Source organism: Amycolatopsis sp. MtRt-6 (assembly GCF_017308975.1).
Classification (GTDB): Bacteria; Actinomycetota; Actinomycetes; order Mycobacteriales; family Pseudonocardiaceae; genus Amycolatopsis.
Window position 1 is genome coordinate 160,918 of sequence record NZ_JADWPD010000003.1, and the last position, 13,701, is coordinate 174,618.

A 13,701-nucleotide genomic window follows, 5' to 3' on the forward strand; every position below is an offset into this window, starting at 1 on the left:
GGGGGCTGCTCAGAACGGCCGCAGCGCGGTGACCGCGTCCGGGGCGAGGGAAGTCGTGAGGGTGCCGCCCGCAGCGAGGGGGCTGCGGGACCACCACTCACCCGAGGCCGCCGGGAGCTCGGGGCCGCCGACCTCCAGGTCCGTGGCCAGCACCCGGCGGCCCGCCAGCACGGCCAAGCTCCCGTCCAAGCCCGTGTCCCCCACCGAAAGCGTCTGCCGCAGCACCGGCGCCCCGGCCCGGACCACGTCCAAAGTGGTCACCAGGGAACCGTGCCGCTCCCCGGCCCGCCCCAGCACCAGCACCTCCCGCGTGTGCAGGTAGGCGTCCGACGCCAGCGAAGCCCGGAAAACCGCGTTGTGCCGCGCCCGAGCCGTGATCACCGTCGGCTCCGGCAGGTACTCCAGCGATCCACCCTCCTCGACCACGACGTCCACAGTAGACAAAGAGGACTCACCGTGGAGACCGGGCAGCGCCAGCGTCGCCGCCACGCCGGAAAGGCGCAGCGAAGCGCCGGGGCCGACGTGCACCGACAGCAGGAGGTCGTCCCCGCCCAGCGGCGACGTCGCCGAGTTGACCAGGTGCACCACCGCCGTCGGGCCGGACCGTCGCCGCGGGAACAACGTCAGCGGCGCCATCGAGCACAGCTCCCGCAGCACCGTGCGCGTACCGTCGAAGCACGCCGTCAGCCGGGCGTGGGCCTTCACAGCAGCGAACGGACCCAGTCGGCCACCGCCGGCGCGTCCGGGGTGTCCACAAGGGACTGCGTGATCACCGGCAGCGATCCGCGCATCCGGTGCGCGTCCGACGTCATCACGTCCATGTCCGCGCCGACCAGGTGGGCGATGTCGATCTTGTTGATCACCAGGAGGTCCGCCGTCGTGACGCCGGGGCCGCCCTTGCGCGGCACCTTGTCGCCGCCCGCGACGTCGACCACGAAGACCTGGCTGTCCGCCAGGCCGCGGCTGAACACCGCCGTGAGGTTGTCGCCGCCGCTCTCGATGATCACCAGGTCGAGACCGGGGAACTTCTCCTCCAGGCGTTCGACGGCGTCCAGGTTCGCCGTGATGTCGTCGCGGATCGCCGTGTGCGGGCAGGCGCCCGTCTGCACCGCCTCGATCCGGGCCGGGTCCAGCACACCGGCCCGCCGCAGGAAGTCCGCGTCCTCCGTCGTGTAGATGTCGTTCGTGACGACGGCGAGGTTGAGCTCGTCACCCAGGGCGCGGCACAGCGCCGCGGTCAGCGCCGTCTTGCCCGAGCCGACCGGGCCGCCGATGCCGATCCGGTACGCGCGGCCGGCGGTGGGTGCTGCGTCGTAGTGGTCCGGCTCGGTGGCCGTCGGGTCGAAGTTGACCGGGTGGACGTGCCCGTGCCCGTGTCCGTGGTCAGCTGGCAAAGAGACGCACCTCTTCCTTGTGGTGCCGGGCGTGGGCCTCGGCGAACAGATCCAACGCGGGCGACCCCGGCGACGGCAGCGCCGCCGGGTCGTCCCCCGCCACCGACGCCGCCTCCGCGCAAACGGAAGCGAGGTCGAGGCGCGCCACGACGGCGTTGACGGCAAAGGGATCCAGGCCCAGCAGCCGCACGGCCGCACTCGCCGGGCCGCTGACCGCCAGGTACGCCACGGCCATGGCCGCGTCGTACGGCGAGCCGCCGGCGACGCCGACCAGCGCGCCCAGCACGATCGGGTGGTGTGGCCGCGGCGTCTCGGCCAGCAACGCGTCGAGCACCGGTGACGGCCACGCGATCCGCCCGGCCCGCGCGGTCCCGCGGCCCTGCGCCCGGGACGCCTCACGCTGCGCGAGCGACGGCGTCCGCGCGTCGAGCTCACTGTCCAACAGGGACCAATTGCCTTCGGTGACAGCCGCGTGCGCGGAAGCGGCCGCGAAAACCGCCGCCAGGTAACCCGCTGTCCGCAACCGTCCGGAAAGGAATCCCGGCAGGTCGCGCACGGACGTCACCAGTTTCCGCGCGACGACCTCCTCGAGCCCGCCGCTGTGGATGTGCCCGCCGCCGGGGAAGCGGGAGTCCGCGAGGATCAGTGCCGACAGGTCCATCAGAACAAGAAGTATCGCTGGGTCATCGGCAGCTCGGTCACCGGCTGCGGTTCGATCAGTTCCCCGTCGACGTGCACGGCGAAGCTGTCCGGCTCGACGCGGACGTCCGGCGAGGCGTCGTTGAGCACCATGTCCGCCTTGGTCCGCGCGCGCATGTTCGACACGGCGGCCAGCGGCCGCGTGATGCCGAACTGCTCGCGCAATCCACTGTCCAAAGCGGACGGCGCGACGAAGTGCAGGCTCAGCGCGGCCCCGATGTTCGCCCCGAACATCGGGCGAGCCAGCACCGGCTGCGGCGTCGGGATGGACGCGTTCGCGTCCCCCATCGCCGCCCAGGCCGGCATGCCGCCCTTGAGCACGACGTGCGGGCGGACGCCGAAGAACTTCGGTTCCCACAGCACGAGGTCGGCGAGCTTGCCGACCTCGACCGAGCCGAGCTCGGACTCCATGCCGTGCGCGATGGCCGGGTTGATCGTGTACTTGGCGACGTAGCGCCGCGCGCGCAGGTTGTCGGCCGCGCCGTCGCCGGGCAGTGCGCCGCGGCGGCGTTTCATCACGTGCGCCGTCTGCCAGGTCCGGATGATCACCTCGCCGATCCGGCCCATCGCCTGCGAATCGGAGCTCATCATCGAGATCGCGCCCATGTCGTGCAGGACGTCCTCGGCGGCGATCGTCGTCGGCCGGATCCGGCTTTCGGCGAAGGCGAGGTCCTCGGGCACCGACGGGTTGAGGTGGTGGCAGACCACGAGCATGTCGAGGTGCTCGTCGAGGGTGTTGGCCGTGTGCGGGCGGGTCGGGTTGGTCGACGACGGCAGCACGTTCGGCAGCGAGACGACCCGGATGATGTCCGGCGCGTGCCCGCCACCGGCACCTTCGGTGTGGTACGCGTTGATCGAGCGGCCACCGATGGCGTCCACAGTGGACTCCAGGAAGCCGGCCTCGTTCAGCGTGTCGGTGTGGATGCCCACCTGCACACCGGCTTCGTCGGCCACGGTGAGACAGGCGTCGATCGCCGCGGGCGTGGTGCCCCAGTCCTCGTGCAGCTTGAACCCGCCCGCGCCGGCGGCGAGCTGTTCGCGCAGCGCCTCCAGCCGGACGGTGTTCCCCTTGCCCAGCAACAGGACGTTCACCGGGTACCCGTCCATGGCGGCCAGCATCCGGCCGAGGTGCCACGCGCCGGGGGTGACCGTGGTGGCCTTGGTGCCGTCGTTCGGGCCGGTGCCGCCCCCGACCAGCGTGGTCACGCCGGCGGCGAGCGCGGTGCCGACGAGCTGCGGGCAGATGAAGTGGACGTGGCAGTCGACGCCGCCCGCGGTGAGGATCTTGCCGTTGCCGGACAGCACCTCGGTCGACGGCCCGATGACCAGGGCCGGGTCGACGCCGTCCATCGTGTCCGGGTTGCCGGCCTTGCCGATGCCGACGATCCGGCCGTCGCGCACGCCGACGTCGGCCTTGACGATGCCCCAGTGGTCGAGGATCACCGCGCCGGTGATGATCAGGTCGGGGGTGCCCTCGGCCCGGGTCGCCGTGGCCTGGCCCATCGACTCGCGGATGACCTTGCCGCCGCCGAAGAGCACCTCGTCGCCGGAGCCGCCGGGCCCCATCGAGCGGTCCTCGGTGACCTCGATCAGCAGGTCGGTGTCGGCGAGCCGGATGCGGTCGCCGGTGGTCGGGCCGAACAGCTCGGCGTAGCGCTCGCGATCGATCTGCGGCACGTCAGAACTCCCCTGCGAATTCGGACCGCAGGCCGGGCACCCGGCGGGCTCCGGCCAGCGGCACCAGGTCGACCTCGCGCTCGACGCCCGGCTCGAACCGCACCGACGTCCCGGCCGGGACGTCGAGCCGGTGGCCGCGGGCGGCGTCCCGGTCGAACTCGAGGCCGGGGTTGACGGCGGCGAAGTGGTAGTGCGAGCCGACCTGCACCGGCCGGTCGCCGAGGTTCCGCACGAGCAGCCGGACGCGCGCGCGGCCGGGGTTCAGCTCGACCGGCTCGTCGCCGGGAATGATCTCGCCAGGGCGCATGCCGCTGCCTTTCACACGATCGGGTCGTGCACGGTGACGAGCTTCGTGCCGTCCGGGAACGTGGCCTCGACCTGCACGGAGTCGACCATCTCGGGCACGCCGTCGAGCACCTGCGCCCGGGAGAGCACGGTCCGGCCGCTCGCCACGAGCTCGCTGACCGTGCGCCCGTCGCGGGCGCCTTCGAGGACGTGGTCGGTGATGAGCGCGACCGCCTCCGGGTAGTTGAGCCGGACGCCGCGGTCCAGCCGCTTCCGCGCGACGTCGGCCGCCACGTGGATGAGCAGCTTGTCGCGCTCCTGCGGGCTGAGGTGCATGCGCTAGGTCTATCACCCGAAACACAGCGGCGCCGGGTTCGGAAACACAGGATTTACCTGGACTTCGTCACACTGCGTGGTGAAAATTCTCCTGACCGGAGGCTTCGGTGACTGAATCGTTCTCGTAATCGTGACCGAAACCACCGCATCTTTCGATTGCCTGCGGCCGGTCAAGAGAGCAAGGTCTATCCATCCGTGCGATGTGGCGCGCGTTTCGTGCGCTCTGTCCCAACCACGCGACCAGCAGCAACCAGCCGGGGAAAAGCGCACCGAAAGGTTCCGCGAAACAGTGACTACCTCCACGATCAGCAAGCCTCAGCCGTCCGGCCAACCCGACGACGGCTTCCGACCGGGCCTGGAGGGCGTCGTCGCCTTCCACACCGAAATCGCCGAACCCGACCGGGACGGCGGTGCCCTGCGCTACCGCGGCGTCGACATCGAGGACCTCGCCGGCAAGGTGACCTTCGGCGACGTGTGGGGCCTCCTCGTGGACGGCCGGTTCGGCCACGGCCTGCCGCCCGCCGAGCCGTTCCCGCTGCCGGTGCACACCGGCGACGTCCGGGTGGACGTCCAGGCCGCGCTGGCCATGCTCGCCCCCATCTGGGGGTACCGCCCGCTGCTCGACATCACCGACGACGAGGCCCGTGAGCAGCTGGCCCGCGCCTCGGTGATGGCCCTCTCCTACGTCGCCCAGTCGGCGCGCGGCATCGGCCAGCCCGCCGTGCCGCAGGCCCGCGTCGACGAGGCCCACTCGATCACCGAGCGGTTCCTGGTCCGCTGGCGCGGCGAGCCGGACCCCGCGCACGTCAAGGCCCTGGACGCCTACTGGGTGTCGGCCGCCGAGCACGGCCTCAACGCCTCGACCTTCACCGCCCGCGTCATCGCCTCCACCGGCGCCGACGTCGCGGCGGCCATGTCCGGCGCGATCGGCGCGATGTCGGGCCCGCTGCACGGCGGCGCCCCGGCGCGCGTGCTGCCGATGATCGAAGAGGTCGAGCGCACCGGCGACCCCGAAGGCCTGGTCAAGGGCATCCTCGACCGCAAGGAACGCCTGATGGGCTTCGGCCACCGCGTCTACCGGGCCGAGGACCCGCGGGCGCGCGTGCTGCGCCGGACCTGCCAGGAACTCGGCGCGACCCGCTACGAGGCGGCCGCCGCGCTGGAGCAGGCCGCCCTGAAGGAGTTGCGCGAGCGGCGTCCGGATCACCCGATCGAGACCAACGTCGAGTTCTGGGCCGCGGTCATCCTGGACTTCGCGCAGGTCCCGCCGCACATGATGCCCGCGATGTTCAGCTCGGCCCGCACCGCCGGCTGGGCCGCGCACATCCTGGAGCAGAAGCGGACCGGACGTCTCGTGCGGCCGTCGGCCAAGTACGTCGGCCCGGCGCCGCGCAGCCCGGAGGACGTCGAGGGCTGGGAGCTCGTCACCAAGCACTGACCCGCGCGGGGAGCCGCCGCTTTCACACGGAAGTGGCGGCTCCTTCGTGGGTGGCGGTCGTGGCGAGCATGGCGGTGAGCTGGTCGACCAGCCACGTGTCGAGGGACTCGCGGGGAACCGTGCGTTCCTGCAGCCAGCTCAGCAGCGCGCCCTCGACCACCGCCGTCCAGCAACGCAGCGTGAGCAAAAGCAGCGGTGAGGGCTCGGTGACGCCGAGTGCGTCCAGGATCAGGGCCACCGCGCGGTTGCGGACCTCGTCGATGGCCGCGTCCGTCTCGGACGTCGCGATCACCGAGCCGCTGCGCAGCAGGGCGATGTACCCCGCGCGGTAGTGGTCGGCGACGTCGATCAGGCCCCGGACGGCGGCGCGGAGCCGGGTTTCGGGCGGCCCATCCTCGAGTCCGGCCAGGCCGTCGATCAGGCCGTCGGTGACCGTGCGCAGTGCCTCGACCTGGAGTTCGCGCAGGCTGGAGAAGTACCGGTAGAACAGCGGCCGCGACACCTCGGCGCGCGCGACGATGTCGTCCACGGTGACCAGCTCGGGCGCCCGCGAGCCGAACAGGTCGAGCGCGGCGCGGATCAGGTCGTCGCGGCGGGCCTGCGGCGACATCCGCCGCGGCCGGCTCACGGCGTCAGGTCCAGCTTCGCGGCCTTGCGGAGCAAGCCGGGCGTCAGTCGCGAAAGGACCAACGCGGCCTTCGCCTCCGGAGTGGACGGCGCGATCGCGATGTCCTTTTCCACGGCACGCAGGATATCCCGCGCCACGCCCTCGGGGCCGAACCCCCGGCGGGCGTACAGCTTCGAACTTTCCTGCTGCCGCCGGCGTTGCTCCTCTTCGGACACGCCGACGAACTTCGTCGTGCTGGTGATGTTGGTCTTCACGATCCCCGGGCACACCGCCGTGACGCCGATGTGGTGCGCCGCCAGCTCGGCCCGCAGGCAGACGCTCAGCGTCAGCACGGCCGACTTCGTCGTGGCGTAAGCGGAAAGGATCTTCGACGGCAGGTACGCCGCCGCCGAGGCGATGTTGACGATCTGGCCGCCTTCGGCGCGCTCGGCGAGCATCGGCGCGAACGCGCGGCAGCTGTGGATCACGCCCCAGAGGTTGACGTCGATGACGCGCTCCCAGTCCTCGACGGACGTGTCGAGGAACGGGCCGGACATCCCGATGCCGGCGTTGTTGACCACGATGTCCGGGACGCCGTGGTTCTCGCGCACATCGCGCGCGAAGCGGTACACGGCGTCGCCGTCCGAAGAGTCCACTGTGTACTCGGCAACGCCGTGGTCTTCGAGCAGCTTCAGCGTTTCGGCGGCACTGGCCGCGTCGATGTCGGTGACGATCACGTCGGCGCCCTGTTCGGCGAACGCGAGCGCGGTGGCGCGGCCGATCCCGCTGCCCGCCCCGGTGACGACGACGAGCTTGTGCGCGAACGGCCCGGCACCGGCGCGGGCGCGGCGCAGACCGCGGCTTTCGGTGCCGGTTTCGGCGTATTCGATCAGCTCCGCGGCCGCGGCGGCCACCACCTCCGGCCGGGCGCGGGTCACCCAGTGCGTCCCGACGATCCGGCGGATCCGCAGGTCGGACACCCAGCGGGTGACCTCGGTCTGCAGTGGCGTCGTGACGTAGGCGTCCTCGGTCGGGGCCAGCACCTGCACCGGGACGTCGGTGGGGCGGGGCGCGGGCCGCGAAAGCCGGGTGAACATGTTGGCGCGGTAGAGCTGGAGACCGTGCAGGCCGTCGGGCTTCTCCGGCGGCGCCGCGTCCGGCTCCATCCGCTGGATCTGCTTGCCCAGCAGGCCGGTGCGCCACAGCAGGTCCGGGACGACCGGGACCTGGAACGCCAGGATGTACCACGAGTGCAGGAACTGGCTCAGCGCGTTCTTGAGCCGCTTCGGCGTCGGGCGGCGCAGCTGGGCGCGGAACCACGCGCCGGCGTGGTCGAGGCTCGGGCCGGAGAGGGACGTGTAGGAGGCGATCCGCCCGCGCAGGCCCTCCCCGGTGACGGCGTGCCAGGTCTGGACCGAGCCCCAGTCGTGGGCGACCAGGTGCACCTTGCCGGCGGGCTGCACCGCCTCGACGACCGCGCGGAGGTCGTCGGCCAGCTGGTCCAGCCGGTAGGACGCGCGTCCCGACGGCTTGTCCGACCGTCCGGCGCCGCGGACGTCATAGGTGACGACGCGGTGTTTCGGCGTCAGTTCCGCGGCTACCCCGTCCCACATCGAGCTGTTGTCCGGGTAGCCGTGCACGAGCACGACCGTGGGCCCGTCGCTCCGGCCGTCGATGGTCACGGAGAGGCGGACACCGTCGCTGGCGGTCACCCACTTGTGAGACATTCTGTCATGTTAGACAACTTGTCAACAGTGTGTTCACCCGCGCGGCGGTTCCGCGGGCTTCGATGTTCCGGTTTTTGCTTGTATGACAGCGTTTTCGTGGTTTCCCGTGGAACCAAGCCCCCCGTGTCCACCGAACGGTGGACAGCCGGATTCAGCCGGCTGTTGGTCGGATCCGGCGGCTCGGGCGGCCACGCTTGAGCCATGACCCCAGCAGTGAGCGTGCGCGGCCTGCGCAAGCAGTACCCCGGCCACCTCGCGGTGGCCGGGCTGGACCTGGAGATCGCCCAAGGCGAGGTCTTCGCCCTGCTCGGGCCGAACGGCGCCGGGAAGACCACGACGGTCGAGATCCTCGAGGGACACCGGCGGCGGACGGCCGGCGACGTCACCGTGCTCGGTGAGGACCCCGGCAAGGCGGGCCGGGCCTGGCGCGCCCGCCTCGGCATCGTGCTGCAGACGGCGACCGACGCCGCCGAGCTGAGCGTGGCCGAGACCGTCCGGCACTTCGCGAAGTACTACCCGGCCCCGCGCGACCCCGACGAGGTCATCGAGAAGGTCGGGCTCACGGAGAAGGCACGCACGCGCGTCAAGGCGCTCTCGGGCGGGCAGCGCCGCCGCGTCGACGTCGCGCTCGGCATCATCGGGCGGCCCGAGCTGCTCTTCCTCGACGAGCCGACGACCGGCTTCGACCCCGAGGCGCGGCGGCAGTTCTGGACGCTGATCAGCGACCTCGCCGCCGAAGGCACCACCATCCTCCTGACCACGCACTACCTCGACGAGGCCGAAGCGCTCGCCGACCGCGTCGCGGTGATCGCGCGCGGCGAGATCGTCGCGCAGGACACCCCGCGGAACCTGGGTGGCCGGGCCGCCGCCGAGGCCACCGTGCGCTGGGTCGACGAACGCGGCGAGCACGTCGAGCGCACCGCGTACCCGACCAAGCTCGTCACCGAGCTCGCGGCCGGCGGTCGTGAGCTCGCCGGGCTGACCGTGACCAGGCCGACCCTGGAGGACGTCTACCTCGACCTGATCGGAGACAAGGCATGACCACGCTGACGTTGCCGGGACCGCTGTCGCTCGGGCTGGCCCGCGGCGGCACCGAGCTGCGGCAGTTCTTCCGGCACCGGGAACAGGTGGTCTTCACCTTCTCCCTGCCCGCGGTGCTGATGATCCTGCTCGGGTCCATCCTGGACGGTCCGACCGCGCTCGACGGCGTCACGTCCGGGCAGCTGCTGGCGGCCGGGATGATCGGCTCCGGCATCGTGTCGACGTCGTTCAACAGCATCGCCACCGGCGTCTCGGCCGACCGGGAAACCGGCGCGCTCAAGCGCCTGCGTGGCACGCCGATGCCGCCGGCGTCGTACTTCATCGGCAAGATGGTGCTGGTCGCGGTGTCGAGCCTGGCCCAGACGGTGCTGATGGCCGCGGTCGCCGTGGCGCTGTTCGGGCTGGAACTGCCGGCCGACCCGGCGAAGTGGCTGACGCTGCTGTGGGTGTTCGCGCTCGGCATCGTCTCCTGCACGCTGCTCGGGATCGCGATCAGCTCGCTCGCGAAGTCCACCAACGGCGCGGTCGCCATCGTGCAGCTGCTGTACCTGGTGCTGCAGTTCATCTCCGGCGTCTTCGTCTCGCCGATCACGACCCTGCCGAAAGTTATGGTGGACATCGCGTCGTTCTTCCCGCTGAAGTGGATCTGCCAGGGGTTCCGGTCGGTGTTCCTGCCGGACGGCGCCGTGAGGATGGAGATGGCCGGGGCATGGGAACTTCCGCGGGTGGCGCTGGTGCTGGGGATCTGGTGCGTGGTGGGGGCGGTCCTGGCGCGGTTGACGTTCCGGTGGACCGACGCGAAGTGAAGGACGCCTGGGACCGGTTCAACTGGCTCTGGGAGGTCCTCTTCGCGGTGGCGTACCTCGCCACGACGCTGCTGGTGCTGCTCGGTCCCGCCGGCCCGCCGCGCAAGGCGGTCGCGGCCGGGGCGCTCACCGCGCTCGCGCTGAGCTACCTGCTGTGGGGCCGGCGGCTCGTGCGGGACGAAGGCTCGGCCGCCGGGCAGCGGTGGGCGTTCGCGATCCTCGTGCTGGCGCTGGTCGGGGTCGCCCTGCTCGCCGAGGGTTCGTCCGGCTTCATCCTCTTCATGGCGTGCCCGCTGCTCTTCTCGACGCTCGAGTTCCGGCCCGCGGCGGTCCTCACCGCCGTGGCCATCCTGATCAACCCCGCGGCCGCCGTCGTGAACGACGGGTTCACCGGCCCGACCCTGCACATCATGCTGCCGATGTCGGCGATCCTCGTCGTCTTCGGCGTGCTGTGCGGCAAGTTCATCGGGCACGTCATCGACGAGAGCAAGGGGCGCGCGGACCTGATCGCGAAGCTCGAAGCCAGCCAGGCCGAAGTCGCCCGGCTCTCCCGGGAGGCGGGCACCGCGGCCGAGCGCGAACGGCTCGCGCGGGAGATCCACGACACGCTCGCCCAGGGGTTCACCAGCATCGTCACCCTCGCGCAGGCCATCGAGTCCGAATTGGACACCGACCCGGCCGCGGCGCGGCGGCACGCCGAGCTGGCCGCCCGCACCGCGCGGGACAACCTCACCGAGGCCCGCGCGATGGTCGCCGCGCTGGCGCCGGCGGACCTCGCGGCCGGCTCGCTGGTCGACGCCGTCCGGCGGCAGGCCGACCGGCTGGCCGACTCGTCCGACGTGGTGGTCCGGTACGAAGTGGACGGTCCGCTGCCACCGATCGGCATGGCGGGCGAAGTCGTCCTGCTGCGCGGCGCGCAGGAAGCGCTGAACAACGTCCGGCGGCACGCGGCCGCGTCGGCGGTGTCGGTACGGCTGTCCGCTGTGGACGGTTCGGTGCGGCTGTCGGTGCGCGACGACGGCACCGGCTTCGACCCGGACCGCGCCACCGGGTTCGGCCTGCGCGGGATGCGGTCCCGGGCCGAGCAGGTCGGTGGCAGACTGAGTGTCCGGAGTGGCCCCAGCGGCACCGAACTCACCCTGGAGGTGCCGGCTTGATCCGCGTCATGCTGGTCGACGACCACCCCGTCGTCCGCGAAGGCCTCCGCGGCATGCTCGAAGCGGAACCGGACCTCACGGTCGTCGGCGAAGCGGGCTCCGGCGACGAAGCCGTCGTGCTCGACAGGGTCGCCGCCCCCGACGTCGTGCTGATGGACCTGCGGATGCCCGGCCTCGACGGCGTCGGCGCGACTCGGCGCATCCTGCGCGAGCAGCCGGGGCGCCGGATCGTGGTGCTGACGACGTACGAGACGGACGCGGACATCCTCCGCGCGGTGGAAGCCGGCGCGTCGGGCTACCTGCTGAAGGACGCCTCGCGCGCGGAGCTGGCGAACGCGATCCGCGCGGCGGCCCGCGGGGAGACGGTGCTGGCGCCGTCGGTGGCGGGCAAGCTGGTCAACCGGGTCCGCAACCCGGAACCGCAGCCGCTGTCGGCCCGCGAGGTGGAGGTGCTGCGGCTGGTCGCCAAGGGCGGGACGAACGCGGACATCGGCCGCGCCCTGCACATCAGCGAAGCAACGGTGAAGACCCATTTGCTGCGGGTGTTCGGCAAGCTCGGCGTCTCCGACCGCACGGCCGCGGTCACAACGGCAATGGCCCGCAACCTCCTGAGCTGAACCGGGCATCACCCGTGATCCGACGGGCATCACGCGTGTCCAGAGGGGCATCACGCGTGATTCCACGGGCATCGCGGTGATGCCCGCCCAGTCACGCGTGATGCCCGGCCAATCACGGGTGATGCCCGGCCAGTCACGGGTGATGCCTCTTTCCGCACGGGCCGGGACCTGCTTCGGGTGGCGGGGCGCGGCAGAATGCCTCCATGCTCTCCTCGACCGAACACGCCCTGCTCCGCCGGATCGCCCACGAGCAGGCCGCCTGCCGGGCTCCGTCGCTGGTCGCCGCCGTCGTGCGGGACGGGGGCATCGTCTGGTCCGGTGGCCGGGGACGCGTCGGCGGCGAGACCCCGACCACCGACGTCCAGTACCGGCTCGGGTCGATCACCAAGACCCTGGTCGCCACCGCCGTGATGCGGCTGCGCGACGAAGGCCTGCTCGACCTCAACGACCCGCTCGAGAAGCACGTCCCGGGCACGCCGTTCGGCGCCGCCACCGTCGCCCAGCTGCTGTCCCACACCTCCGGCCTGACGTCCGAGTCGCCCGGCCTGTGGTGGGAGCGGACGCCGGGCGCCGACTGGGACGCGCTGGTCGGCAGCCTCGCCGAGGGCTCGACGAAGCACCGGCCGGGCGCGCGGTTCCACTACTCGAACGTCGGCTACGGCGTCCTCGGCGAGCTCCTCACCCGCCACCGCGGCAAGGGCTGGCTCTCCGTGCTCGACGAGGAGATCCTCGGGCCGCTCGGGATGACCCGGACCACGCCGCACCCGGTCGGGGCGCACGCCGAGGGCTTCGCCGTGCACCCCTTCGCCGACGTCCTGCTGCCGGAGCCGAGCCCGGACGCCGGCGCGATGGCCCCCGCCGGGCAGCTGTGGTCGACCGCGCGGGACCTCGGCCGCTGGACGGCGTTCCTCGGCGGCGAAACCGGTGACGTGCTCGCGCCGGACACCGTCGCCGAGATGCGGACCATGATCACCGTCGACGACACCGACGTCTGGACGACCGGGTTCGGGCTCGGCCTGATGCTCGTGCGCTACCAGGGCCGCCGCTTCGCCGGCCACACCGGCTCGATGCCCGGGTTCCTCGCCGTGACGCTGGTCGACCCGGCCGCGCAGACCGGCGCGCTGGTGCTCACCAACTCGACGTCCGGTGTCGGCATCACCCAGCTCTGCCTCGACCTCATCACGATGACCGACGAGCTGGAGCCGCGGCTGCCCGCCGAGTGGCTGCCGTCGCCCACCGACCCCGCGCTGCTCGCGCTGACCGGGCTCTGGCACTGGGGCCCGACCCCGTACCACCTGCGTGTCCAGGGCGACGGGCTGCTCCTGCTCGCTCCGGTCGAGGGCGCCGGGCGCAGCTCGCGCTTCCGCGCGACGGACAAGGACACCTACGTCGGCCTCGACGGCTACTACGCCGGCGAGACGCTCGAAGTGGGCCGGAACGCCGACGGCGTCGCCACTCACCTCGACCTGGCGACGTTCATCTTCACCCGCACGCCGTACGACCCGGCCGCGCCGGTGCCGGGCGGCGTCGAAGACTGGCGCTGAGGAGAGAACGGGTCCCGCTCGCACCCCCAGGGTGGCGAGCGGGACCCTCAGGTCAGGGCGGCGGTGCCCGCCGCGTGCGCGACGGCGTCGGCGAACCGGCGGGCGAGGCGCTTGCCCTCACCCCAGTCGAAGAGGCCGAATTTCAGCGTGGTCAGGATGGTCAGCGTCGAGCCCCCGGCCGCCGGGGCGACGGTCGCGGTGATCACCTGCCCCCAGCTGAAGAAGGTCATCCCGGTGCGGAAGGAGACGAAACCGCGCTGCGAGTCGTAGACCGGACCCTGGCCGCCGATCGCCTGGACCCCGGCGGGGAGTGAGTTCCACAGGGCCTGCGGCGGCGCCGGGAAGCTCTGCTGCACAGTCGTCATGGCCGGAA

General features: G+C 72.0%; 15 protein-coding genes. 6 read left to right on the forward strand and 9 right to left on the reverse strand.

What is annotated here, in order from left to right; translation table 11 throughout:
* Positions 1-9: 9 nt before the first annotated feature.
* From I4Q55_RS06985 to I4Q55_RS07010, 6 genes are read right to left on the reverse strand one after another with little or no spacing between them, the layout of a single operon-like run.
* The gene (locus tag I4Q55_RS06985) at positions 10-705 is read right to left on the reverse strand and encodes an urease accessory protein UreD (RefSeq protein WP_206785198.1); all 696 of its coding nucleotides are present in this window, start codon (positions 703-705) and stop codon (positions 10-12) included.
* Positions 702-1,394, reverse strand: coding sequence for an urease accessory protein UreG (gene ureG / locus I4Q55_RS06990; RefSeq protein WP_206785199.1), 693 nt, complete (start codon positions 1,392-1,394; stop codon positions 702-704). Before ureG ends, I4Q55_RS06985 begins: the two co-directional genes overlap by 4 nt.
* Entirely contained in the window at positions 1,384-2,055 is a 672-nt protein-coding gene (locus I4Q55_RS06995) for an urease accessory protein UreF (protein ID WP_206785200.1), read from the reverse strand. The genes ureG and I4Q55_RS06995 overlap by 11 nt, the downstream gene beginning before the upstream one ends.
* Complete coding sequence (locus tag I4Q55_RS07000; protein ID WP_206785201.1) at positions 2,055-3,770, reverse strand: urease subunit alpha; 1,716 nt, start codon at positions 3,768-3,770, stop codon at positions 2,055-2,057. The genes I4Q55_RS06995 and I4Q55_RS07000 overlap by 1 nt, the downstream gene beginning before the upstream one ends.
* Position 3,771: 1 nt before the next feature.
* Complete coding sequence (locus I4Q55_RS07005) at positions 3,772-4,077, reverse strand: urease subunit beta (RefSeq protein ID WP_086844441.1); 306 nt, start codon at positions 4,075-4,077, stop codon at positions 3,772-3,774.
* Positions 4,078-4,088: 11 nt separating this feature from the next.
* Positions 4,089-4,391, reverse strand: a complete 303-nt coding sequence (locus tag I4Q55_RS07010; RefSeq protein WP_020641633.1) for an urease subunit gamma — start codon at positions 4,389-4,391, stop codon at positions 4,089-4,091.
* Between the two features lie 289 nt (positions 4,392-4,680).
* Here I4Q55_RS07010 and I4Q55_RS07015 point away from each other — a divergent pair, with 289 nt between their 5' ends.
* The gene (locus I4Q55_RS07015) at positions 4,681-5,829 is read left to right on the forward strand and encodes a citrate synthase 2 (RefSeq protein WP_206785202.1); all 1,149 of its coding nucleotides are present in this window, start codon (positions 4,681-4,683) and stop codon (positions 5,827-5,829) included.
* Between the two features lie 22 nt (positions 5,830-5,851).
* Here I4Q55_RS07015 and I4Q55_RS07020 read toward each other — a convergent pair whose 3' ends face one another.
* Positions 5,852-6,439: a TetR/AcrR family transcriptional regulator gene (locus I4Q55_RS07020; protein WP_206785485.1), complete on the reverse strand. Its 588-nt coding sequence runs from the start codon at positions 6,437-6,439 to the stop codon at positions 5,852-5,854.
* Between the two features lie 14 nt (positions 6,440-6,453).
* Positions 6,454-8,148 (reverse strand): SDR family oxidoreductase, encoded by a 1,695-nt coding sequence (locus I4Q55_RS07025; RefSeq protein ID WP_206785484.1) that lies wholly within the window; start codon positions 8,146-8,148, stop codon positions 6,454-6,456.
* Positions 8,149-8,364: 216 nt separating this feature from the next.
* Between I4Q55_RS07025 and I4Q55_RS07030 the strand changes: the two genes are divergently transcribed.
* From I4Q55_RS07030 to I4Q55_RS07050, 5 genes are all read left to right on the forward strand, one after another.
* Entirely contained in the window at positions 8,365-9,204 is an 840-nt protein-coding gene (locus tag I4Q55_RS07030) for an ABC transporter ATP-binding protein (protein ID WP_206785203.1), read from the forward strand.
* Positions 9,201-10,010: an ABC transporter permease gene (locus I4Q55_RS07035; protein ID WP_206785204.1), complete on the forward strand. Its 810-nt coding sequence runs from the start codon at positions 9,201-9,203 to the stop codon at positions 10,008-10,010. Before I4Q55_RS07030 ends, I4Q55_RS07035 begins: the two co-directional genes overlap by 4 nt.
* The gene (locus I4Q55_RS07040) at positions 10,007-11,167 is read left to right on the forward strand and encodes a sensor histidine kinase (RefSeq protein ID WP_206785486.1); all 1,161 of its coding nucleotides are present in this window, start codon (positions 10,007-10,009) and stop codon (positions 11,165-11,167) included. The genes I4Q55_RS07035 and I4Q55_RS07040 overlap by 4 nt, the downstream gene beginning before the upstream one ends.
* Positions 11,164-11,784, forward strand: a complete 621-nt coding sequence (locus I4Q55_RS07045; protein ID WP_206785205.1) for a response regulator transcription factor — start codon at positions 11,164-11,166, stop codon at positions 11,782-11,784. Before I4Q55_RS07040 ends, I4Q55_RS07045 begins: the two co-directional genes overlap by 4 nt.
* 203 nt (positions 11,785-11,987) lie before the next feature.
* On the forward strand, positions 11,988-13,328 hold the full coding sequence (locus I4Q55_RS07050) for a serine hydrolase (RefSeq protein WP_206785206.1): 1,341 nt from the start codon (positions 11,988-11,990) through the stop codon (positions 13,326-13,328).
* Positions 13,329-13,375: 47 nt separating this feature from the next.
* Here the strand turns inward: I4Q55_RS07050 and I4Q55_RS07055 are convergent, their stop codons facing one another.
* Positions 13,376-13,693: a hypothetical protein gene (locus I4Q55_RS07055; RefSeq protein ID WP_242545472.1), complete on the reverse strand. Its 318-nt coding sequence runs from the start codon at positions 13,691-13,693 to the stop codon at positions 13,376-13,378.
* Positions 13,694-13,701: the final 8 nt, after the last annotated feature.

What these genes read in the sequence shown, in the direction of transcription:
- I4Q55_RS07005 (WP_086844441.1), bottom strand. Translation starts at nt 4,077, where the DNA reads ATGCGCCCTGGCGAGATCATTCCCGGCGACGAGCCGGTCGAGCTGAAC.
- I4Q55_RS07010 (WP_020641633.1), bottom strand. Translation starts at nt 4,391, where the DNA reads ATGCACCTCAGCCCGCAGGAGCGCGACAAGCTGCTCATCCACGTGGCG.
- I4Q55_RS07030 (WP_206785203.1), top strand. Translation starts at nt 8,365, where the DNA reads ATGACCCCAGCAGTGAGCGTGCGCGGCCTGCGCAAGCAGTACCCCGGC.
- I4Q55_RS07020 (WP_206785485.1), bottom strand. Translation starts at nt 6,439, where the DNA reads ATGTCGCCGCAGGCCCGCCGCGACGACCTGATCCGCGCCGCGCTCGAC.
- I4Q55_RS07055 (WP_242545472.1), bottom strand. Translation starts at nt 13,693, where the DNA reads ATGACGACTGTGCAGCAGAGCTTCCCGGCGCCGCCGCAGGCCCTGTGG.
- I4Q55_RS06995 (WP_206785200.1), bottom strand. Translation starts at nt 2,055, where the DNA reads ATGGACCTGTCGGCACTGATCCTCGCGGACTCCCGCTTCCCCGGCGGC.
- I4Q55_RS07050 (WP_206785206.1), top strand. Translation starts at nt 11,988, where the DNA reads ATGCTCTCCTCGACCGAACACGCCCTGCTCCGCCGGATCGCCCACGAG.
- I4Q55_RS07035 (WP_206785204.1), top strand. Translation starts at nt 9,201, where the DNA reads ATGACCACGCTGACGTTGCCGGGACCGCTGTCGCTCGGGCTGGCCCGC.